15 protein-coding genes, 2 pseudogenes and 1 riboswitch are annotated in these 19587 nt (G+C 66.9%); of the genes and pseudogenes, 7 read left to right on the forward strand and 10 right to left on the reverse strand.

Features of this window, described 5'->3' with window-relative positions; translation table 11 throughout:
• Nucleotides 1-117: 117 nt before the first annotated feature.
• Nucleotides 118-912: a helix-turn-helix transcriptional regulator gene (locus J7355_RS10810; RefSeq protein ID WP_209062559.1), complete on the forward strand. Its 795-nt coding sequence runs from the start codon at nt 118-120 to the stop codon at nt 910-912.
• Between the two features lie 50 nt (nt 913-962).
• Here the strand turns inward: J7355_RS10810 and J7355_RS10815 are convergent, their stop codons facing one another.
• The 4 genes from J7355_RS10815 to J7355_RS10830 all read right to left on the reverse strand — a co-directional run bounded on the left by J7355_RS10815 (nt 963) and on the right by J7355_RS10830 (nt 3763).
• Entirely contained in the window at nt 963-1445 is a 483-nt protein-coding gene (locus J7355_RS10815) for a GNAT family N-acetyltransferase (protein ID WP_209062561.1), read from the reverse strand.
• 23 nt (nt 1446-1468) lie between these two features.
• Nucleotides 1469-1894, reverse strand: coding sequence for a VOC family protein (locus J7355_RS10820; protein ID WP_209062563.1), 426 nt, complete (start codon nt 1892-1894; stop codon nt 1469-1471).
• 84 nt (nt 1895-1978) lie between these two features.
• Nucleotides 1979-3205 (reverse strand): Nramp family divalent metal transporter, encoded by a 1227-nt coding sequence (locus J7355_RS10825; RefSeq protein ID WP_209062565.1) that lies wholly within the window; start codon nt 3203-3205, stop codon nt 1979-1981.
• A gap of 60 nt (nt 3206-3265) precedes the next feature.
• Nucleotides 3266-3763, reverse strand: coding sequence for a nuclear transport factor 2 family protein (locus tag J7355_RS10830; protein WP_209062567.1), 498 nt, complete (start codon nt 3761-3763; stop codon nt 3266-3268).
• Between the two features lie 127 nt (nt 3764-3890).
• Between J7355_RS10830 and J7355_RS10835 the strand changes: the two genes are divergently transcribed.
• The gene (locus J7355_RS10835; protein WP_209062569.1) at nt 3891-5213 is read left to right on the forward strand and encodes a DUF2252 family protein; all 1323 of its coding nucleotides are present in this window, start codon (nt 3891-3893) and stop codon (nt 5211-5213) included.
• 26 nt (nt 5214-5239) lie between these two features.
• On the opposite strand, the gene J7355_RS10840 is transcribed toward J7355_RS10835, so the two are convergent.
• Complete coding sequence (locus J7355_RS10840; RefSeq protein WP_209062571.1) at nt 5240-5863, reverse strand: LysE family translocator; 624 nt, start codon at nt 5861-5863, stop codon at nt 5240-5242.
• A 230-nt stretch (nt 5864-6093) separates the two neighbouring features.
• Here J7355_RS10840 and J7355_RS10845 point away from each other — a divergent pair, with 230 nt between their 5' ends.
• Nucleotides 6094-7110, forward strand: a complete 1017-nt coding sequence (locus tag J7355_RS10845; RefSeq protein ID WP_209062574.1) for a DUF2235 domain-containing protein — start codon at nt 6094-6096, stop codon at nt 7108-7110.
• A 26-nt stretch (nt 7111-7136) separates the two neighbouring features.
• Here J7355_RS10845 and J7355_RS10850 read toward each other — a convergent pair whose 3' ends face one another.
• Complete coding sequence (locus J7355_RS10850) at nt 7137-8735, reverse strand: alkaline phosphatase (RefSeq protein WP_209062576.1); 1599 nt, start codon at nt 8733-8735, stop codon at nt 7137-7139.
• Nucleotides 8736-8812: 77 nt separating this feature from the next.
• On the opposite strand from J7355_RS10850, the gene J7355_RS10855 reads away from it, so the two are divergent.
• Complete coding sequence (locus J7355_RS10855; protein WP_209062578.1) at nt 8813-9745, forward strand: lysylphosphatidylglycerol synthase transmembrane domain-containing protein; 933 nt, start codon at nt 8813-8815, stop codon at nt 9743-9745.
• Here the strand turns inward: J7355_RS10855 and J7355_RS10860 are convergent.
• From J7355_RS10860 to J7355_RS10875, 4 genes and pseudogenes are all read right to left on the reverse strand, one after another.
• Complete coding sequence (locus J7355_RS10860) at nt 9718-10470, reverse strand: FkbM family methyltransferase (RefSeq protein ID WP_209062579.1); 753 nt, start codon at nt 10468-10470, stop codon at nt 9718-9720. The genes J7355_RS10855 and J7355_RS10860 overlap by 28 nt on opposite strands.
• Nucleotides 10467-11231, reverse strand: a complete 765-nt coding sequence (locus J7355_RS10865) for a CDP-alcohol phosphatidyltransferase family protein (RefSeq protein WP_209062581.1) — start codon at nt 11229-11231, stop codon at nt 10467-10469. Before J7355_RS10865 ends, J7355_RS10860 begins: the two co-directional genes overlap by 4 nt.
• A gap of 637 nt (nt 11232-11868) precedes the next feature.
• A pseudogene (gene metH, locus J7355_RS10870) lies at nt 11869-14571 on the reverse strand (methionine synthase); the annotation flags it as partial.
• A gap of 149 nt (nt 14572-14720) precedes the next feature.
• A pseudogene (locus J7355_RS10875) lies at nt 14721-15746 on the reverse strand (homocysteine S-methyltransferase family protein); the annotation flags it as partial.
• 102 nt (nt 15747-15848) lie between these two features.
• Nucleotides 15849-16069: riboswitch (cobalamin riboswitch) on the forward strand.
• Nucleotides 16070-16213: 144 nt separating this feature from the next.
• Here J7355_RS10875 and btuB point away from each other — a divergent pair.
• From btuB to J7355_RS10890, 3 genes are read left to right on the forward strand one after another with little or no spacing between them, the layout of a single operon-like run.
• On the forward strand, nt 16214-18118 hold the full coding sequence (gene btuB, locus J7355_RS10880; RefSeq protein WP_209062588.1) for a TonB-dependent vitamin B12 receptor: 1905 nt from the start codon (nt 16214-16216) through the stop codon (nt 18116-18118).
• Nucleotides 18119-18175: 57 nt separating this feature from the next.
• Nucleotides 18176-18799, forward strand: a complete 624-nt coding sequence (gene cobO / locus J7355_RS10885; protein WP_209062590.1) for a cob(I)yrinic acid a,c-diamide adenosyltransferase — start codon at nt 18176-18178, stop codon at nt 18797-18799.
• Between the two features lies 1 nt (nt 18800).
• On the forward strand, nt 18801-19586 hold the full coding sequence (locus tag J7355_RS10890; RefSeq protein ID WP_209062592.1) for an adenosylcobinamide amidohydrolase: 786 nt from the start codon (nt 18801-18803) through the stop codon (nt 19584-19586).
• Nucleotide 19587: the final 1 nt, after the last annotated feature.

Consider the following 19587-nt stretch of genomic DNA (forward strand, 5'->3'; position numbering starts at 1 on the left):
ACGTGCAGCGTAGGGAAGCTGCTATCGTCTTTGAGCCTGCCGGCGGCCCGCTTCTAGGGGCGGGTCGAACGGTGCGCCGCGCCCCACGGCATGAGCGCATGGCTTGGAGATTGGCCGATGATTGCGAGCCGTGACTTGTACGAACGTGCTGCCGGGCAGTGCCAGAATGCCGATGCGCTATGGCATTTGGATGCCGGGCGGATGCTGTTCATCGCGCCGCTCTGGCACAACCATATCCACCAGCACGGCGCGCCGATCTTTCTGGCTGGCATGCACGACCGTTTCGAGCTGCGTGTGGCCGGCGGCAGTTGGCAGGCTTGCCGGTGCGCGGTGATTCCTGCCGGGGTGGCGCACGAACTGAACGTACACGGCAATCCGGTCGCAGGCCTGTATATCGAGCCGTCGGTCGATGGCGTGCATGCCCTGTTGCCGCTGCTGGCGCATCGGCAGGAGATCGACGGCGTGGTCACCGGCAGCGGCGGCGAATATGCGCCGATGCGCGAACTCTGGGAGGGCGGTACGGACCTGGCTTCGACCGCCCTGCTGCTGAACGATCTGCTGCGTTTTGCCAACGCGCGGGCGCCCGCACATATGGACCCGCGGATCGCTGCCAGCGTCGCGACAATCGCCTGCAGCGCGGGCGCGCCGTTACCGGTCGCAGCGGTCGCCGCAAGCGCCGGTCTATCCGTTTCCCGGTTCCAGCATCTGTTCCGCGAGCAGGTCGGCGTGGCGTTTCGCCGCTATCGCGCCTGGGCACGGATGCGGACCGCGATCGAAGCGATCGTCGCCGGCGACAATTTCACCGCGGCCGCCCATGCCGCCGGTTTTTCCGACCAACCGCATTTCAACCACGATTTTCGCCGCACTTTCGGCGCGCCGCCGTCGGTCAGCTTGGCACGCCTGCGCGAATGAGATGATTTCCGGCTGGCCGGGCGCCGCGCCCGGCCATGGAGCGGCCGAATTCAGCCGCGGGCAAAATCCGCCAGGGCATCGCCGGCCAGGCGATAGGTGGTCCATTCCGACTGCGGTCGGGCGCCGGCGGCTTCATAGAACTCGATCGCGGGGGTGTTCCAGTCGAGCACGCTCCATTCGAAACGGCCGCAGCCCTGGTCCACGGCCAGGCGCGCGAGATGTTGCAGTAGCGCCTTGCCGGCGCCCCGCCCGCGCGCCTGGGGCGTGACGTACAGATCCTCGAGATACAGGCCGTTGCGGGCCAGCCAGGTCGAATAACTGTAGAAACACACCGCAAAGCCGACCGGCGTGCCGGCGTCTTCGCAGATGAAGGCAAACGCCCGCGCGCCGTCGTCGAACAGCGATCGCTCAACGGTCGCCTCGGTGGCGACGACCTCGTCGGCGGCTTTTTCATAGACGGCGAGTTCCTGGACAAAACGCAGGATCAAGGCTGCGTCGGCGCGCTCGGCCGCGCGAATGGTCAGATCGGACATGGTCTGGTTTTCCGGTAGCGCTTCTATTTCGCGAACAGCTGGCTGCGATCAGCAAACGCCTTGAATTCCAGGGCGTTGCCGCAGGGATCGAGCAGAAACATGGTGGCCTGTTCGCCGGGCTGGCCCTGAAAGCGGATATGCGGCTCGATCACGAAATCGGTATCCAGCCCGCGCAGGCGCTCGGCCAGCGCTTCCCATTCGGCCCATTCGAGCACGATGCCGAAATGCGGTACCGGCACGTCGTGGCCGTCCACGGCGTTGGTATGGGCGTTGTCCTGCGACGGCGTCTTCGGGTGTTCGTGGATTACCAGCTGGTGACCGTAGAAATCGAAATCCACCCACTGCTCGGCCGAGCGGCCTTCGCTCAGGCCGAAGGTTTCGCCGTAGAAGCGGCGTGCGGCCGGCAGGTCGTGGACGGGAATCGCGAGATGAAAAGGGGAAAGCGCCATCACGGAGCCTCGCTTCGAATCGATACGGTCGATTGTCTTTGATCGAAACGGCCCGCCGCAATCCAACGTTTGGCGCCTGTTGTTCTAGCCTGCGACCACCCCGAACACGCTGAGCAGGGTGTAGGCGCCGAGTCCGGTCGCCACCAGCAGCACGATCGCACCCAGAATGTTGCCGAGTGGGCCGTTGCGATAGGCGCCAAGCAGCGCCGAGCGGTTCATCACCCGTAACAGGAACAGCGCGACCAGCGGCAGCAGTACGCCGTTGGCCGCCTGGGCCACGACAATTGCCTGCACCGGGCTGGTGCCGAACCAGGCAAAGCCGGTGCCGATGAGAATGATCACCGCCCAGACCGCACGAAACGGCAGGCTGGCCAGGTCCGGTTTGAGGCCGAGCGCGCCGGTCACCGCATAGGCCGCGGCCAGCGGGGCGGTGACCGAGCTGGTCATGCCCGCCGCGAACAGGCCGATGGCAAAGAACCATTTCGCGCTCGTGCCCAGCAGCGGTTCCAGCTGTGTGGCCATCTGGCCGGCGTCCTCGATCGGCGTCTGGCTTGTGAAAAAAGCCGCGGCAGCGGTGATGACGATGGCCAGCGTGATGGCGCCGCCGAGAATGATGGAGACGATCGTGTCGCGGCGCGACTCGCCCAGGGCAGTGTCGGTGGCGATCTGCGCAGGCCACTTGTCCTGAACCGCGGCCGAATGCAGAAAGAAGTTGTAGGTCACCACTGTCGTGCCGACGAGCGCGATGACCGTGAGCACCGAACCCGAGGGAATACCCGGCGCGAGCAGGCCCGCGAAAAGCGCGCCGAGGTCCGGCTTCACGATGATGGCGGTGAGCAGAAACACCACGCTCATGGTCAGCACCAGCGCCACCAGAACCCGCTCGATGAGCTGATAGCGACCGGTGGCGAGCAGAGCGAAGGCGCTGGCGCCGACGATCAGGGCCCAAACCCGGGTCGGTAGCCCGACCACGGTTTCGAGGCCGAGCGCGGCGCCGGTGATGTTGCCGGTCTCGAACGCGGCGGTGCCGAAGCCGATGGCGATCAGCACCAGGGCGACGGCGAGCCCCTTGAGCAACGGTTGATCGAAGCTTTCGCGCAGCGCCTGGCCCAGCCCGAGCCGGCTGACGATGCCCAGCCGCGCGCTCATCTCCTGCAGGACAATCGTCGCGAAGATCGAGAACGCCAGCGCCCAGAGCAGCGCATAGCCGGTCTCGGCGCCGGCAACGCTGGCGGTGGTCACGGTGCCCGGGCCGATGAAGGCGGCGGCCACCAACAGGCCGGGCCCGAATTGCTTGAGCCGTTTCAGCATGACGTCTTCAGCATGGCACAGCAGCCTGCGGCGCGTCGTGGGGCGCTTTTATCAGCGTTGCTAGGGCGAATCTTTTTCCGTGGCTGGCGCGGCGAGCGGCGAAGGCCGCATGTTGCGAATGCCGGCGATACGCCACTGGTCGGCATCGCGAACCACGATAAAACTGGACCACATGACGCGCCGCTGGCCGTCGGCACGCACGATCACATAGCGGGCATCCGCGATCGCAGTGTCGGCGCCCAGGGCGCGCACCTGTTCCACGTGCAACCGCCGCTCGCCCGGATTTTGGCTGGAGCTGCGCTGCATGCCCGTGAGCGCTGCATCGCGTCCGCGCCGCCATTGCCCGGATGATGTGAGCTGATCCATATCGGTGTGCAGCAGCGTTTCCAGCGTGGTGCGATCGCCGTCAGTCCGCGCCGCCTGATAATCGTCGACAAGCTGAACGATCGCTGCGTGGGCCGCGTCATCCAGCGTCGCGGCTTCGGATGCGACTGCGGCCCCCGGCATGAGCAGCAGGCCGAGGAGCATGAGACGGGCCATTCGTTTCAAGGCGTTCATGGCGGTACAGCGTCCAGTTCAACGGGCCGTGCTTCGATTATGCCCGCGGCGGCGATGCCGGGCCGACCGGCTTTGCCCGGCGCGGCGTGGTGCCGTAGTTTCACGTGTTTGCCCGAAGACCATCGCCATGAGCTTTCCCTTCTTCACCGGCGACGACCGCGAAAGCCTCGTGCTCGCCGAACTCGACGTCCAGAACCGCGATATCAGCGATGCCGACCGGGCGCGCAAATACGCCAAGATGGCGAAATCCGCCTACCGCTTCTTCCGCGGTACCGCGCATCTGTACTGGCGCGACCACTGGAACGACTGGCGCCATCACCGCTTCGGCGGCGTGTTCGACAGCCAGACCTGGCTTCAGGGCGATGCCCATGTCTACAACTTCGGCGCGTACGGCGACGATCGCCAGGGCGTGCACTACGGCATGGACGACTTCGACGACGCCTTCATCGGCGACTACCAGTACGACCTGTGGCGGCAGGCGATCAGCATGGTGCTCGACGCCGAGGAGAACGCCGAGCTGTCGACGAAGAAGACGCGCCGCGCGATCCGGCATTTTCTGTCGGCCTATCTGGATACGGTCGAAGACCACGCCGACGGGCGCGGTGCCGACGATATCCACGTGAAATACATCAAGAAGCCGATCGGCCCGTTCATGCGCGAGGTGCTGGCCGAGGAAGGCGTGGCCGAGCAGCTGGCCAAGTGGACGGTGATGAAGGACGGCCAGCGGGTCTTCGATACCGAGTACAAGAAGCTTGCGGCGCTGTCGGCCAGCGAACGCAGCGAACTGCTCAAGGCGCTGGCCGAGGAATACCCCGCGACGCTGCAGCCGGGCAGCATTGAGGGCCGCGATGCCTCGCATTTCGCGGTCAAGGACGTGGCCCGCCGCGTGAATGCGGGCACCGGCTCGCTCGGCGTGGCGCGTTACTACGCGCTCGTGCAGGGGGCCAGCGACAGCCCCGACGACGACATCATTCTCGATATCAAGTCACAGCAGCGCCCGTCCGCCTATCCCTACATGAGCACGGCCGATCGCCGGAAATGGCGTAAGAGTTTCAAGCACGAAGCCGAGCGCCATGCCCACGCTTTCATCGCGCTGGCCGACCATGCCGACGAGTATCTCGGCTGGCTCACCCTGGGCGACAACCATTTCTCGGTGCGCCAGCGCTCGCCCTACAAGGAAGACTTCCCCACCGACGATATCGAGGGCTTCAAAGAGTACCGGCGTTTGAGCCGCCAGTGGGGGCGCATCCTCGCACGCGAACACATCCGCGGCGCGCATGCGCTGCGCGGCGACGATCCCGGCTGTTTCTGCCGCGCGGTGACGGCCTTTACCGGCGATACGCGCGAGGCGTTCAAGCAGCAGGTCGTCACCCTGGCGATGGACTATGCCGAGCAGGTCCGGCGCGACCATGCCGTGTTTCTGGCCCATCGCGCCGGCCAACGCGACTGACGCGGGCGCCGCGCGGCCGGCACGGCTTACTCGAACGCGAGCCAGATGCCCACCCCCATCATCAGCGTGCCGGCGACCCGGTTGAGGCGCACGACATTGTGCGGCTCACGCAGAAAGCCGCTGACCGCGCGCCCGCCGCCGGCATAGAGCATCAACGAGCCGAACTCGATCGACAGAATCACGCCCACCAGCACCGCAAGCTGCGGCGCAAGCGCACGCTCGCCGTCGAGAAAGGGTGGGAGCAGCGCGATGAAGAAAGCCCAGCCTTTCGGGTTGGCAATCGCGGTCACGAATCCCTGTGTTATCAATGCGTTTGGTCGAAGCGTGCCGGCGTTGCCGCGCGCCGTCGGTAGCGCCGACTCGCCGCTGGCCCGCCACATGGTCACGCCGAGATAGACCAGGTAGGCGCCGCCTGCCCACTTGAGCGCGAGGAACAGCGTCGGATAGCGCAACATGATGGCGGCGGCGCCGACGACCGCGGATATCGCCACCAGGCCGACGCCGACCAGCTCGCCGGCCATCATCCACAGCGTGCGTTTCACGCCGATGCTCATGCCGAGGCTGAGCGACAGCATCATGCACATGCCGGGCGTGAGCGATACGGCGATGAAGGTGGGTACGAACACCGAAAGTTTCGGCAGGTCGAGCATGGACAGGCCCCGGCGGCGGCGAAGTGTGCATGCAGCACAAAAAGAAGCCGGCCATGCTAACGCGTTGCCCGCGCGATGGTAGCGGGCTCGTCCACGAGCCTGAGCCTGGCGGGGCCGACGGTTCGCGATCGACGCCGGATGCCGGTGGGGTTGTCGTCAGATATCCGGATTGTGATCCATGGCGCGGTAGCGGATTGTGGTCGATCCACTTTTTGGATCGCCAGACGCGCATGGGCAAGAACATCGTCGTGTGCTGCGACGGTACGAACAGCCAGTTCGGCGGGCTGAGTACCAATGTCGTGCATCTATACAACGCGCTGGATCAGGATACGCCCGCGCAACGCTCGTTCTACGAACCCGGTGTCGGTACCTTCGGCGCCCCCGTGCTCGGCGTGAAGGTCGGCGAAACCGTGGGCAAGGCGCTGGGGGCAGCGTTCGGATACGGCATCACCCGGAATCTCGTACGCGCCTATCGCTTTTTGATCGATAGCCACGAAGCCGGCGATCGGCTGTTCCTGTTCGGATTCAGCCGCGGCGCGTTCACGGCGCGCACGCTGGCGGCGCTGGTGGACCGCGTTGGTGTACTGCCCGCCAGCCATCGTGATCGAGCCGAGACGGTGGTGCAAGCCTATCTCGACCAGGACTCGCGCGCCTTGAACGAGAACGCCGCCGCGGCCTCGCGTTGTGCGCCGCAGTTCGTCGGCGTGTGGGAGACGGTGGGTGCGCTCGGTCTGCTGATACGTCTGCGGCGGTTCCACGACCATCGTCTGAGCCCGGGCGTGGCACGGGCCGCTCAGGCGCTGGCTATCGACGAACGGCGGCGCAAGTTCGAGCCCACGCTCTGGAACGAGTCGGCGCTGGCGCCCGACCAGCAAGTGCGCCAGGTCTGGTTCCCCGGCGTGCACAGCGATATCGGTGGCGGTTACGCGCAGCGCGGGCTTGCCGACATCACCCTGCAATGGATGCTGACCGAGGCCCGTGCGGCCGGTATTGGTCTCGCGCCGGGCGCGCTCGATAGCCGCGCTGGCGATGCCACGGGAACGTTGCATCGATCCTATCGCGGGCTCTGGCGGTTGTTGGGCCGGCATGTCCGTCGCCCGACAGCGCGGGCCACATTTCACCGCGCCGTGGGCGAGCGGCTCAGGCGCTGCGCGCACTACGTGCCGCAGAATTTGCCGGCGCGCACGCGTTCTGCGCTGCGTAGGGGTGATCGTGGCGATGCCGATGCCGCGCCCACCGGGGCGTGAATGGCGCCACTCGGTACAGGTTCGGCCTAGTCCGAGGGCTGGGGTGACAGGTCGCTCATCGCAGCCGTGAAAAACAGTCGAAATTCGTGCATCGACCGTACGGGCAATTCGGGCGCCGGCCGCATGCCTGGCGACCAGTAGCGCGGCTCGAGCCGCCTCAGCAACCGCGGCGCTTCCGTGACGATATGAATCGGCACCTCGCGCGATGCATCGTCGCCCGTGATGATCGGCGCCGGCTGATGATCGCCCACGACGATGAATACCGTGTCCTCACCGAAACGCGCCATGTAGTCGCCGATCGTCGCCAGACTGTAGTCGACGGCTTTTTCATACTGGATGCGTACCCGCGCCGGGTCGGCCCAGACCTCGCTGGGCGACGCGCCGGCCTCGGCCTGGGCGTTGAAGATACGCCCGTCGCCGACCGAATCCCAGGGCACGAGATGCGGTATCGGCGTCCACGGCGCGTGGCTGGAGATCAGCGCGGTTTCGACCATCGCCGGGGTGTCGATGCTCGCCAGAAGGCGCTGGATGGCGGCCAGGGTGTACTGGTCGGGCATCGTGACCCAGTTGAACGGCTTGCCGGCATAGCCGAGATCGGCCGCGCCCAGGACCTGGTCATAGCCGAACCAGGCCGCTTCGGGCCAGTCCATGGTGATGGCGGGCATGGCCGCGAGCGTCGTCCAGCCGGCATCGGCAAACAGCCGGTTGAGGCTGCGACGATCACTGGCGACCAGCCGGTCGTAGCGACGCTGGTTGTCGATCCACAGCCCGGAAAGCAGGGTGCCGTGGGCCAGCCAGCTCATGCCGCCCACGGTCGGTGACCGCAACCAGCCGCTGACGGCATGGTGCCCGGCCCGTGCCAGCTGTGCGTCGATGCTTGTCAGCCGGGCCCCGATAGTCTCGGCGTAACGGCTATCCTCGATCGCGCTGCGCCCGTAGGACTCGACAAAGATCACGACCACATCACGACCGTCCAGCGCCGAGAACAACGATCGGCGCTCGGCGCCGGCCAGCGGGTCGTCGGCCAGGGCGCGTTCGAAGTCGGCGAGTTCGCGATACGTGGTACGAACCAGGCGCGCACGGTGCGCGACGTACGCCAGATTCTCGGCCTGCACGATACGCGGGCCGACACCGAGCGAGCCGACCGCGTGCCCGAACAGGCCGAGTCCGCAGAGGCCGGCCAGCGTCATTCGACCGGCGACGGGCAGCCGGCGCAGCCCGCCCAGACCCCAGAACAGCGCGACCGCGAGAGCCATGAGCGCCAGCCCGATCGCCGCCAGGCCGGCTGTGGCCGCGGCGATGCCGACGGTCCCGACGGCGAACTGCCATGCCGCAATGGCCAATCCCGCATCGGTGACGGGATTCAGAGCGCGCGAATAGGCCGCGCTCATCGCCAGATCGGCGCCCTTGAGCAGCCCGAGCACGAGTACGCCGAGCGTCGCCACGAGCCGCAGCGGCCGGTCGGCGGCGCCTGCGCCGGGCAGGAGCGCGAGCGTCACGATCAGCGCCAGCAGGGGCAGCGCCGGCAGCGGCGTCGTGCCCACGGTATGCGGCATGACTAGTACGCCGATCAGCAGCAGCAGACCGGTTAGACTGCGCAGCCAGGGATGATTCACACGCGACACGACAAACCATCCGCGCGGTGCGACACGAAAACGGTGCGGCGTCCGCACGTCCGGCGGCCGACAGGCGCCGCTTCGCAGTGACAACGGCGCTGCGGCTCGTATTCGTGGCCGGCTTGCTGGGCCTGTTGGCCTGGCTTGTCGATCCGCGCGCGCTGGTCGCACGTCTTCAGAGCGCCGAGCCCCTGCCGGTGCTGGCTGCCCTCGTGCTGGTGCAATGCCAGATCTTGGCGTCGGCAGAACGCTGGCTTCTTACCGCCACGGCGCTCGGCCAGCCGCTGTCGCGGGGCCGCGCGGTGACGGAATACTATGTGGCGTCGCTGCTCAACCAGTTGCTGCCGGGCGGGGTATCGGGCGATGTGGTGCGCGTGTGGCGCAATCGCGGCGATGCCCGCAATGCGCAGGCCTGGGCCGTGCCGGCACGCGCGATCATGATCGAGCGGCTGGCCGGCCAGGTCGTGCTCGGTGTGGTCGCCAGCGCGGGCCTGCTGGTCTGGGTGCTCGGTGATGGCGGCGCGATCCCTGGCGCCGGGGTGCTGCTCGCAGGTGTCGGCATGGCGCTGGCGCTGTTGGCGCTGGCCACGGCCGGCCTGGCCCGCTGGGCGCCGCGCCGGCTGGCACGATTCGCGGCGGGCTTCGGGCCGGCGATACGCGTCGCCTGGCTGGGGCCCGGCAAGTTGTGGCGCCAGCTGCTGTGGTCGCTGGCGATCGTCGCCAGCTACCTCGCGGCGTTCGCCCTGGCGTCTGCCGCCATCGGGGCGCCACTGGCGCCGCTGGCCGTGGTCGCTCTGGTGCCCCTGGTGCTGCTGACCATGCTGCTGCCGATCTCGGTGGCCGGCTGGGGCGCACGCGAGGCCGCGGCCGCCGCCCTTTGGCCGCTGGCCGGGGCGGCGAGCGCGGACGGCATGGCCGCGAGCGTGCTTTATGGTCTGGTCAGTCTGGTGGGCGCGCTGCCCGGGGCGCTGTTGATCGCTCGTCGCCGTGTTCATGCCGGCGCCGGACGGCAGGCATAGACATCCAGGCCCCGGCTATCGGCCGGCAGCGCGCGCAACGCGGCGCGACACGCGGTCGCCGATATCCATTCCGCATTCGCCCAGCGGTGCCGTTCGCCCACCACCCAGTTGTAGCGATAGTCGTCGGCCAGTTCGCTCAGCCGGTCGATACAGGCCAGCGCGGTATCGCGCGCTGCTGGCAGACATTCGAAAGCGATACAGGGCAAGGGCTGCGACAGGCCCGCCAGGATCGCGGCCTCGAAGCCTTCCACGTCGATCTTGCAGAAAGCCGGACGGCCATGGCGGGCGATCAGCGCGTCGAGCGTGGTGACGCGCACCTCGACCGCGCGATCCCAGCGCACGCCGTCGAAACCCGCTGTGGGCGCCACTCGGTCGATCCAGTCCGCCGAGAGGGTCGATACCGTCGGGTGCCGGGTCGAGACGCGCAGCTGCGCATGGCCGCAGGCGGCGCCAACCGCGTCTCGTACGAGAGTGATGCGCTGATTGCCGCCGAGACGCCGGGCGAGCCAGTCGGCGAATAGCGGCTGCGGCTCCACGGCGAGCACGGTCGCGCCGGCGCGGGCCATGGCCTGACTGCGATTGCCGACATGGGCGCCGATGTCGAACGCCAGGCTGCCCGGCCGGATCAGCCGGCGATAGAAACGCCGCAGCGCCAGCGTGCGCCAGGGCTGGGCGCGGTAGATGAGCAGCGAACGCGCCAGACCCCGCCAGGCCGTCGTGCTCACGGGCGATCTGCCGTCAGCAGATAGTGCGTATCGCGGGCGAAAGAGCCCGCCAGCAGGGCCAGCGCGGCGGCCGCCATCGCCGATGCCAGCGGCGCCGTGACCGTCGGGGCCAACCCGACACACAGCACCCAGCCCTGGACGACGCAGACCGTCTTGCGGCGCAGGCTGGGCGGCAGGCGGCAATCGGCCAGAGCCGGCCATTGCCATTGGGCGAGCACAAACGCATAGCGCATCGACCCCAGGGCATAGATCCAGGCGCCGACCTTGCCCGAGCCGTGCAGCAGAACGCACAGCAGCAGAATCAGCAGGGCATCGATTTCCATGTCGAAGCGGGCGCCAAAGCGCGATACCTCGGCGCGCCGGCGTGCCGCGTAGCCATCGAGCCCGTCCAGGCAGAGCGCGGCGGCAGCGGTGCCGGTCGCCAGCCAGGTGAGCACCGGCGCGCCGGCGCCGAGGCGTTCGGCCTCGAAGGCCAGTGCGCCGATCAGTGCGGTCAGCCCGGCGCGCGCCGTGGTCAGGATGTTGGCCATGCCGAAGCGGGCATGCGGATGGGCCGGCAGCGCCACGAGCACCGCCGCCGCGATCAGCCCGAAACCCAGCGGCGCAGCGATCGCGAATGCGGGCCCGGTGTCGCCGAGCCGGGCCATGCCGCCGACCGCGACGACCAGTGCGGCACAGGTCGCCAGCAGCACGAGTGTGGCCTCGGCGAGCAGGCGCGGGGCAGGGCCCGGCCCGAGGGACGTCGAGCGTGCCCGGCTCATCGAAGCGTACCGGCGTCGCGCCCGCGGCATACGGCAGACGTGGCCGCGCGCGGGCTGGGCTGGAGAACGGGAAACGACGTCATGGCGGTGTGGCGGATGGAATAGCTATCAATTATCGGCCGTGGTTCTGACTCAGGACACGCTTTCGCGTCATTTGCTGCGGTAGGGCTTGTATCGCGGCGCGCGACCGGGGTCCTTGTGCTTGTGAATGCTGCGAGGCGCGGCAGAGATCCATGCAGTATCTACTTGGATTCGGGCCGTATGGATGAATGAGTGATGTTAGTCACTATGGCCGTGCGGATATCTCGCCCACGCCGGCGGGCGCGGCCGAGATTCCCGCCGATATAGGGCAAGCGCCCGGTCCGACCCTGAAAGCGAGTTCATGCACGCGGCGGATTTTCCGAACGGTGCGCGAGATTCGCAGCGAAACGGCCGCCGGAATCGCCCAGGCCCTGTTTCAAGCACGGGGTCGCGGCCCGCGACAAATAATCATTGGTGGCTATCGGTTTGGCAATCAATAGGTTACAGCCGGCACGGGATGTCGCGCGCCCCGTCGTGCCGACACGGGCGCGGCTTCGCCGATTGAAACCACGCCGACTCGCGACCCCCGCCGCCCGGTGGCGGGGGCCAAGAGCGCCTATTCGTCGCTGCCGCCCGGCTCGTAGCCGAGGTTCGGGCCGATCCATTTCTCGGCGGTGGCGATATCCCAGCCCTTGCGCTCGGCGTAGTCCTTGACCTGGTCCTTGGCCACGCGGCCGACCACGAAATAGCGCGATTCGGGGTGGCTGAAATACCAGCCCGAAACCGCCGCACCCGGCCACATGGCGCGCGACTCCGTCAGCTCGATGCCGGTGTTGGCCTCGACGTTCAGCATTTCCCAGAGCACGTCCTTCTCGGTGTGCTCGGGACAGGCGGGATAGCCCGGCGCCGGGCGGATGCCGTCGTACTTCTCGCCGATGAGTTCCTCGTTATCGAGCGACTCGTCTGCCGCGTGGCCCCAGAGCTGGGTCCGCACGTGCTTGTGCAGCCATTCGGCGAAGGATTCGGCCAGTCGGTCGGCCAGGGCCTCGACCAGAATCGCGTTGTAGTCGTCGTTCTGGGCCTTGAAGCGCTCGACGATTTCCTTCGAGCCCAGGCCGGCGGTGACCGCGAAGGCGCCCACCCAGTCGGCCTTGCCCGAATCCTCCGGCGCGATGAAGTCGGCCAGCGACCGGTTGGGTACACCCTTGCGATGCTCGGTCTGCTGGCGAAGGTTGTGCAGAACGTGCACGGTTTCGCTGCGGTCGTCGCTCAGAACATGGATATCGTCGCCGACTCGCTTGGCCGGGAAGATGCCGGCCACGGCCTTGGCCGTGAGCCATTTCTCCTCGACGATCTGTTTGAGCATCGTCTGGGCCTCGTCGAAGAGCTTGCGTGCTTCCGGGCCTTTGTTCGGGTCGTTGAGGATGTTCGGGTAGCGGCCCTTCATTTCCCAGGACAGGAAGAACGGCGTCCAGTCGATGGTGTCGACCAGCTTCTCGATCGGGAAATTGTCGAACACATAGATGCCGGATTCGCCCGACGCATCGCCGTTCGCATACGGGGGCGCCTGGCGTTCGGTGAACTCGGTGCTATCCGGCAGCTTCGGGCGCGGCGGCGCGTAGTTCTCCCAGTCCAGCTGTACGCCGTTGGCGCGCGCGTCGGCCAGGGTCAGGAACTTGTCCTTCTTCTTGTTGGCGTGACGCTCGCGCAGCTTGTCGTAGTCTTCCTTGAGCTCGGCTTCCAGCTCGGCGCGGGCATCCTTGTTGACCATTTTGGACGCCACCGGCACCGAGCGGCTGGCGTCCTTCACCCACATGACGGCGCCGTCGTAGGCGGGGTCGATCTTGACCGCGGTATGGGCGCGCGACGTGGTCGCGCCGCCGATGAGAAGCGGCGTGTTCATGGACCGGCGCTGCATTTCGGCGGCGACGTTGACCATCTCGTCCAGCGAGGGCGTGATCAGCCCCGACAGGCCGATGACGTCGGCGTCGTGCTTTTCGGCAGCGTCGAGAATGTCGTTCATCGGCACCATCACGCCGAGATCGATCACCTCGAAGTTGTTGCACTGGAGCACCACGCCGACGATGTTCTTGCCGATGTCGTGCACGTCGCCCTTCACGGTCGCCATGATGATGGTGCCGTTGTTGGAGCCCTTGTCGTTCTCGGCCTTCTCTTCCTCGATATAGGGCAGCAGATAGGCCACGGCCTTCTTCATCACGCGTGCGGACTTCACCACCTGCGGCAGGAACATCTTGCCGGCACCAAACAGGTCGCCGACGACGTTCATGCCGTCCATGAGCGGGCCCTCGATCACCTCCAGCGGCTTGTCGGCCTTCTGGCGCGCTTCCTCGGTGTCTTCGGTGACGTAGCTGTCGATGCCCTTGACCAGCGCATGCTCGAGGCGTTTGTTGACCTCGAACTCGCGCCAGGCGAGGTCTTCCTTCGAATCCTTCTTCTTGCCCTTGCCCTTGTATTCCTCGGCGATATCGAGCAGCCGGTCGGTGCCGTCGTCACGCTTGTTGAGCACCACGTCCTCGACCGCCTCGCGAAGCTTGTCGGGAATATCGTCGTAGACTTCGAGCTGGCCGGCGTTGACGATCGCCATGTCCAGACCGGCCGGAATGGCGTGGTAGAGAAAAACCGAGTGCATGGCCTGGCGCACGGTCTCGTTGCCGCGAAACGAGAACGACACGTTCGACAGGCCGCCCGACACATGACACCCCGGGCAGGCCTCGCGCACGCGTTTCGTGGCGTTGATGAAGTCGACCGCGTAGTTGTTGTGTTCCTCGATGCCGGTGGCGATCGCGAAGATATTCAGATCGAAGATGATGTCTTCGGGCGGGAAGTCGAGCTTTTCGCGCAGCAGTTTCCAGGCGCGCTCGGCGATTTCCACGCGCCGGTCCTCGTTGTCGGCCTGGCCGTCCTCGTCGAACGCCATGACCACCACGGCCGCGCCATAGTCGAGACAGGCCTGGGCCTGTTCGAGAAACTTGTCCTCGCCTTCCTTGAGCGAGATGGAGTTCACCATCCCCTTGCCCTGGATGCACTGCAGGCCCGCCTCGATGACTTCCCATTTCGAGGAGTCGACCATGATCGGGACCTTGGCGATGTCCGGTTCGCCGGCGATCAGGTTCAAGAACTTGCGCATGGCCTCGACCGAGTCGAGCATGCCCTCGTCCATGTTGATATCGATGATCTGGGCGCCGTTTTCGACCTGGTTTCGCGCCACGTCGAGCGCGGTGTCGTAATCCTCTTCCTTGATCAGGCGCTTGAAGCGGGCGCTGCCGGTGACGTTGGTGCGCTCGCCGATATTGATGAAGTTGCTTGCGTCCATGAAAAGTCCCCGTCGTTGCGGCCGCGCGAACACGCGCGTCGCATCACATAATCAAGCCCGGTGCGCGCTGTGCGGCGACCGGGCGGGTCGACAGCCGCATGCGGCTGCTGGCGGTCGGTTCAGGCGGAGGCCGTGAACGGCTCGAGCCCGGACAGGCGCATCGCGCGCTTGATCTCGGGCAGTTCCCGCGGCGCCTTGCCGGCCACGGCTTCGGCGATCGCGCCAATATGCTCCGGCGTCGAGCCGCAGCAGCCGCCGGCCATGTTGAGCAGGCCGGCTTCGGCCCACTCGCCGATGTGCTCGGCCATCTCGTCCGGCTGCAGGTCGTATTCGCCGAACTCGTTGGGCAGGCCCGCGTTCGGGTAGGCGTGCGTATAGCAGGGTGCAATCCGCGACATCTCGGCCACGTACTGGCGCAGCGCGTCGGGGCCCAGCGCGCAGTTCAGGCCCATGGTCAGCGGCCGGGCATGGGCGACCGAGTTGTAGAACGCCTCGGTGGTCTGCCCCGAGAGCGTACGCCCGGAGGCGTCGGTGATCGTGCCCGAGATCATCAGCGGGATATCGATACCGCGCTCGCGCAGGAGCTTGCGATAGGCATAGATCGCGGCCTTGGCGTTGAGCGTGTCGAAGATGGTTTCCATCAGAATGATGTCCACACCGCCGTCGAGCAGCGCTTCGGCGGCTTCGCCGTAGGCCTGGGCCAGCTCGTTGAAGTCGGTGTTGCGCTTGCCGGGGTCGTTCACGTCCGGCGAGATCGAGGCCGTGCGGTTGGTCGGGCCGATCACGCCGGCCACCCAGCGCGGTTTCTCGGCGGTGGCGTATTCCTCGGCGACCTCGCGCGCGAGCTTTGCCGCCTCGACGTTCATCTCCCAGGCCAGGTCTTCCATGTGGTAGTCGGCCTGGGCGATGGTCGTCGAGGAGAACGTGTTGGTGGTGATGATGTCCGAGCCGTTCTCCGCATAAGCCGCGCTGATCTCGCGAATGAGATCTGGCTGGCTCAGCGTGAGCAGGTCGTTATTGCCCTTGAGGTCGCTCTCCCAGTCGGCGAAGCGCTCGCCGCGGTATTCGGATTCGTCCGGGTCGTGATTCTGAATCATCGTGCCCATGGCGCCGTCCAGCACGAGAATGCGCTCGCTCAGGGCGTCTGTCAGATCGCTCATCGTCACCTTGGAAAGTCTGAAATACGGCGCCTAGTATATCCGTTTATCCGGATAAGCCGAAATCGCGCCCGTGCCTTGCTTGACGCCGGCCGGCGTCCTGCTAGGCTTTAGCGCATCGCAGGTGTCCGGCGGCGTTCGTCGCCGGGTGAAACGGGAAGCCGGTGCGTCGTGTTCGATCGACAAGTCCGGCGCTGCCCCCGCAACGGTAGGCGAGTATTCGTGTTCGGCATACGGGCCACTGGGTTTCGACCCGGGAAGGCGTGCCGAATTGGCCCCAGGGCCGCTCGCAAGCCCGGAGACCGGCCGGCGACACGAGGCGACGGCATCGCGGCGGGCGATCGGCGGCTGGCAGCATCCTGTTTCGCGCTTTCAGCGGCGCGCTGCCCTCACGCTCCCATACCCACACCGTGCCGTGCCGTGTATTCCGGCGCACGGGTGCGTGCGCTATGGGTTCTTGGGGGAAAACGATGCATTCTGTCCGTTTGATGCGCCACCTGGCGGCGTGCGCGCTTGCCGTGTCTTTCATGTCCGCGGCCCAGGCCGCCACCGATGCGCCGAGTCTCGACCGGCTCGACGATATTCAGGTCACCGCCACGCGTACGCCGCAGCGCACCAGCGACACGCTGGCCGCGACCACGGTGGTCACGCGCGACGATATCGAGCGCCTGCAGGTGCGTTCGGTGCGCGACGTGCTGCGCCGCACGCCGGGCGTGTCCATCGCCAACAACGGCGGCCCGGGCAAGTCCAGTTCGATCTTTCTGCGCGGTACCGAGTCAGACCACACGCTGGTGCTGGTCGACGGCGTGGAATACCGCTCGGCGACGGCCGGTCAGGCCGCCATCGAGGATCTGCCCGTCGAGCAGATCGAGCGCATCGAAATCGTGCGCGGACCGCGCTCGTCGCTGTATGGCTCGGACGCGATCGGCGGCGTGATCCAGATCTTCACCCGCGACGGGCGCGGCGTGCGCGGCTCACGGCCGTATTTCCAGATCGGCGCCGGTAGCGACGGCACCTATGAAGGCCAGGTGGGCGTGGCCGGCAGCGACGACAACTCGCACTACAACCTGAGCGTGACCGGACGCCGCACCGACGGCTTCGACTCCTGTCGTGCCGAGGCCGGCGCGCCGTTTCCGGCCGGCGGAGGCTGTGGCAACGACGAGCCCGACGACGACGGCTACGACCGCGTCTCCATGGCGTTCAACTACGGTCATATCTTCGACAACGGCATCGAATGGGATCTGAACTTCCTGCGTGCCGAGGCCGACGTGGCCTTCGACGGCGATTTTCAGAATTCGAGCGACAACGTCCAGCAGGTGATCGGCACGTCGCTGACCTGGCGGCCCGTCGAGCCCTGGCGCACGAAGCTGTCCTACGGCAACAGCCGCGACGACTCGGAAAACTTCCTCGACGGGCGCTATGTCACCGCCTTCGAGACCCAGCGCCACCAGCTGACCTGGCAGAATGATTTCACCCTGCCCAACGACGACCTGTTCACGCTCGGTCTCGATTACGAGCACGAAAGCGTCGATGGCGACAACGACGGCGATCGCCGCAACGATTTCACCGGCGACGCGCGCGCCGACAGCCGCGACAACAAGGGCGTGTTCGTGCAGTACCTCGGCGACTGGGGCCGGCATCACCTGCAGCTCGCCGGTCGCGGCGACGACAACGAGCAGTTCGGCGACCATGCCACCGGCAGCGCGAGCTATGGCATCGATTTCCTCGATGCCTACACGGCCAGTGTGTCCTACGGCACGGCCTTCAAGGCGCCGACCTTCAACGAGCTGTACTTTCCGAACTTCGGCAACCCCGAACTCGATCCGGAAGAGTCGGACACCGTCGAGATCGGCCTCGACGCCGACCACGGCTGGGGCACGTGGTCGCTGCATGCCTACGAGACCGACATCGACGACCTGATTGCCTACGACGCCGCCATCTTCGCGCCGGCCAATATCCAGCAGACCCGTATTCGCGGCGTGGAAGCCAGCGTGGGCACGGCGATCGCCGCCTGGCAGATCAATGCCCAGTTCACCTGGCTGGACGCCGAGAACCGCACCGAAGGCGCCAACGACGGCAACGAACTGCCGCGCCGGCCCTCGCATACCGCCCAGCTCGACGTGGACCGCGCCTTCGGGCGTTACAGTGCAGGGGCGAGCCTGACCGTCGCGGATTCGAGTTACGACGATCTCGGCAACGAAAACGAGCTGGACAGCTACGAGATCGTGGACCTGCGCGCTGCGGTGGATCTCGCGCCGAGCTGGCAGCTGCAGGCCACGCTCAACAATGTCTTCGACGAGGAATACGAGACCGCCCGCTTCTACAATCAGGCCGATCGCAACGTCTTCTTCACGCTGCGCTACCAGCCGCAGTAGCCGTCACACGCCGTGCCGCACTCGCGCGGCGCGGCCCGACCCGACCTGGAGCCGCCCATGAGCGACGACACCCGTACCGATGCCGACAAGGCCCGCCGCCACAAGGCGTCGATGCAAAAGCAGAAAGCCCGCGTGGACGCGGCGGTCGAGGCCGCCGACAACGAACGCGGCGTGGTGATCCTGCTCACCGGCAACGGCAAGGGCAAGTCGTCCTCGGCCTTCGGCATGGTGATGCGCGCGCTCGGCTACGGGCATTCGGTGGGCGTGGTGCAGTTCATCAAGGGCGTGCAGCTGTCCGGCGAGGAAATCTATCTGCGCGATCATTGCCCCACGGTGGATTTCCATCAGATGGGCACCGGCTTCACCTGGAACACCCAAGATCGCGACAGCGACATCGCCGCGGCCGAGGCGACCTGGGCCAAGGTCGAGCCGATGCTCGCCGATCCCGGCAAGGATCTGGTCATACTCGACGAGATCACCTACATGATCGGCTACAAGTATCTCGACGAGGCGAAGGTGCTCGACGCCATCGCCAACCGCCCGGTCGAGCAGTCGGTGATCGTGACCGGGCGGGGCGGCGGTTCGGCGCTGCGTGAACTGGCCGACACGGTATCCGAGGTGAAGGACATCAAGCACGCCTTCAAGGCCGGCATCAAGGCGCGCAAGGGCGTCGACTACTAGCGTGTCGCGCGCGCCGGCCACCCCGGGCGTCGCGCAGCGCTGGAGCGCACGCGATCGCCTGCCGTCGCGGCAAACGCAGATCGTCCCGGGCGCGCTGTTACCGCGGGGCTGGCGGGCCGGCGTCGCCGACGACGGGCTGACCGCGGCGTTCTATACGCCGCAGCGCTGCCTGAGTTCGGCCGTGGCCCACGGCGGTCTGGTAGCGGCCGAGGGGCTGGTCAATCGTCATGTTGGCGATGCCGATCGCGACGCACTGCAGGCGCCGGAGGCGCTCGTGGCGGATTTCGCCCGTCGGCGCGGGCTGGGCGCGGCCACCGTCGGCATGCTCACCGGGGCTTCGATGCGCACTCTGCGCGTGGCCTGTGCCGAGCGCGAGGGCGAGCGTGTGACCGTGCTGGTCACGGCAGGGCTGGCCAATGCACGCCGCGCCGGTGACACCGCCGACCAGTCGACGCTGCGGCGCCCGCTGCAGGCGATCGGCACGATCAATCTCGTGCTGGCGACCACGCTGACGCTGGCGCCGGCCGCGCTCGCGGAAACACTGACCACGCTGACCGAAGCCAAGACGGCCACCCTGGCTGATCTGGGTATTGTCAGCCCGGTATCCGGCGCTCTTGCAACCGGTACCGGAACTGATGCGACCGCCGTGTTCTGCGCTCGCGACGGCGCGCCGCTGCACTACACCGGCAAGCACACCGCGTTTGGCGAGATGGCCGCGCGGCTGGTCATCGATACGCTGGGTGATGCGATCGCCCATGATCGGGACTGGGCGGGGGGCTGCGGCTAAC

Origin of the sequence: Endozoicomonas sp. G2_2 (assembly GCF_017744135.1) — a bacterium.
GTDB lineage: Bacteria > Pseudomonadota > Gammaproteobacteria > Nevskiales > Salinisphaeraceae > Salinisphaera.

Excerpts from the sequence above, each read along its gene's own strand:
- J7355_RS10815 (WP_209062561.1), bottom strand. The coding sequence starts at position 1,445 with ATGTCCGATCTGACCATTCGCGCGGCCGAGCGCGCCGACGCAGCCTTG.
- J7355_RS10825 (WP_209062565.1), bottom strand. The coding sequence starts at position 3,205 with ATGCTGAAACGGCTCAAGCAATTCGGGCCCGGCCTGTTGGTGGCCGCC.
- J7355_RS10865 (WP_209062581.1), bottom strand. The coding sequence starts at position 11,231 with ATGAGCCGGGCACGCTCGACGTCCCTCGGGCCGGGCCCTGCCCCGCGC.
- cobO (WP_209062590.1), top strand. The coding sequence starts at position 18,176 with ATGAGCGACGACACCCGTACCGATGCCGACAAGGCCCGCCGCCACAAG.
- J7355_RS10830 (WP_209062567.1), bottom strand. The coding sequence starts at position 3,763 with ATGAACGCCTTGAAACGAATGGCCCGTCTCATGCTCCTCGGCCTGCTG.
- btuB (WP_209062588.1), top strand. The coding sequence starts at position 16,214 with ATGCATTCTGTCCGTTTGATGCGCCACCTGGCGGCGTGCGCGCTTGCC.
- J7355_RS10840 (WP_209062571.1), bottom strand. The coding sequence starts at position 5,863 with ATGCTCGACCTGCCGAAACTTTCGGTGTTCGTACCCACCTTCATCGCC.
- J7355_RS10845 (WP_209062574.1), top strand. The coding sequence starts at position 6,094 with ATGGGCAAGAACATCGTCGTGTGCTGCGACGGTACGAACAGCCAGTTC.
- J7355_RS10810 (WP_209062559.1), top strand. The coding sequence starts at position 118 with ATGATTGCGAGCCGTGACTTGTACGAACGTGCTGCCGGGCAGTGCCAG.
- J7355_RS10820 (WP_209062563.1), bottom strand. The coding sequence starts at position 1,894 with ATGGCGCTTTCCCCTTTTCATCTCGCGATTCCCGTCCACGACCTGCCG.
- J7355_RS10835 (WP_209062569.1), top strand. The coding sequence starts at position 3,891 with ATGAGCTTTCCCTTCTTCACCGGCGACGACCGCGAAAGCCTCGTGCTC.